At 71.0% G+C, this 835-nt stretch carries 1 protein-coding gene; it reads left to right on the plus strand.

The window, feature by feature from the left end:
• Positions 1–76: 76 nt before the first annotated feature.
• The coding region (locus CCN35_RS27240; protein WP_143631892.1) for an LLM class flavin-dependent oxidoreductase at positions 77–835 on the plus strand (759 nt) is incomplete at its 3' end.

Here is an 835-nt window from a genome sequence, read left to right on the forward strand (position 1 = left end):
TTCCCCCACCACTGCCGCCTCCCGCCACCCGGAAGGCCGGCGTTCCCGTCACGGACCCACAGGAAGGCACCCACCCGTGTCCGCAGCTCCCTCTCCCTCTTCTTCGTCCTCTCTGCACCTCGCCGTCGCCCTGGACGGCACCGGCTGGCATCCCGCTTCCTGGCGCGAGCCGGTGGCCCGGCCCCGGGACCTGTTCACCGCCGGATACTGGGCCGGCCTCGTCACCGAGGCCGAGCGAGGACTGCTCGACTTCGTGACCATCGAGGACGGCCTCGGCCTCCAGTCCTCCCACTTCCTGGACCCGGACGAACGCACCGACCAGGTCCGCGGCCGTCTCGACGCCGTCCTCGTCGCCTCCCGCGTCGCCCCGCTGACCCGGCACATAGGCCTGGTCCCGGCAGTGGTGGCCACGCACACCGAGCCGTTCCACATCTCCAAGGCGATCGCCACCCTCGACTACGTCAGCACCGGCCGCGCCGGCGTACGTGTGCAGATCTCCGTCCGCCCGAACGAAGCCGCCCACTTCGGCCGCCGCACCATCCCGCGCGTCGAGTCCTACGACAGCCCGTCCGCCCACCAGGTGCTGACCGACCTCTTCGACGAGGCCGCCGACTACGTCGAGGTGGTGCGCCGCCTGTGGGACAGCTGGGAGGACGACGCGGAGATCCGGGACGTGGCCACCGGCCGCTTCATCGACCGCGACAAGCTGCACTACATCGACTTCCGGGGCAGGTTCTTCAGCGTCAAGGGCCCCTCCATCACCCCCCGCCCGCCGCAGGGCCAGCCGGTGGTCACCGCGCTGGCCCACGACACCGTCCCCTACCTGTCTCTTATC

The organism is Streptomyces thermovulgaris (genome assembly GCF_002155915.1).
GTDB lineage: Bacteria > Actinomycetota > Actinomycetes > Streptomycetales > Streptomycetaceae > Streptomyces > Streptomyces thermovulgaris.